The organism is Streptomyces doebereineriae (genome assembly GCF_031845645.1).
GTDB lineage: Bacteria > Actinomycetota > Actinomycetes > Streptomycetales > Streptomycetaceae > Streptomyces > Streptomyces canus.
In genome coordinates this window covers 1-644 of sequence record NZ_JAVREZ010000076.1, presented here as the reverse complement: position 1 = coordinate 644, position 644 = coordinate 1, and the positions used below count along the sequence as shown (strand labels likewise).

General features: G+C 65.2%; 1 protein-coding gene. It reads left to right on the top strand.

Going from position 1 to position 644, the window contains the following annotated elements; translation table 11 throughout:
* Window position 1 precedes the first annotated feature (1 nt).
* The coding region (locus tag RNB18_RS50770) for a putative zinc-binding metallopeptidase (RefSeq protein ID WP_311720899.1) at window positions 2-644 on the top strand (643 nt) is incomplete at its 3' end.

The following is a 644-nucleotide window of genomic DNA, read 5'->3' as shown; positions in this document are numbered from 1 at the left end:
CCTGGCATTCGAGAACTCCCTGTGCCTTTCGTGCGGCAGTGCGCTGGGGTTCTCGGTCGACGACATGGCGCTGCTGGTGATCACCGACACCGACCAGAGCGACCACGCCGGCGCGGTCGACGAGGACCAGTATCAGCTGTGCGCCAATCTGCATCTGGCCGAGTGCAATTGGCTCGTCCGGATCGGGCAGGGCGGCCAGCTGTGTGCCTCATGTGCACTCACCCGCACCCGGCCGGCCGACACCGACACCGCGGCGATGGCGTCGTTCGCCGACGCGGAGAAGGCCAAGCGCCGGTTGATCGCCGAGCTGCACGAGCTGAAGCTGCCGATCGTCGGCCGTGACCAGGATTCTCAGTTCGGACTGGCGTTCGACCTGCTCTCCAGCGAGTCCGACAAGGTGTTCACCGGCCATCACAACGGTGTCATCACCCTGGATCTCGCCGAAGGCGACGATGTGCACCGCGAGCAGCTGCGGATCGCGATGGACGAGCCGTACCGCACTCTGCTGGGCCACTTCCGCCACGAGATCGGTCACTACTACTTCTACCGATTGGTCGCCCCGTCAGAGGACTACTCCGCGCGGTTCCGTGAGTTGTTCGGGGATCCGGACGCCGACTATCAGGCCGCCCTGGACCGTCATTACC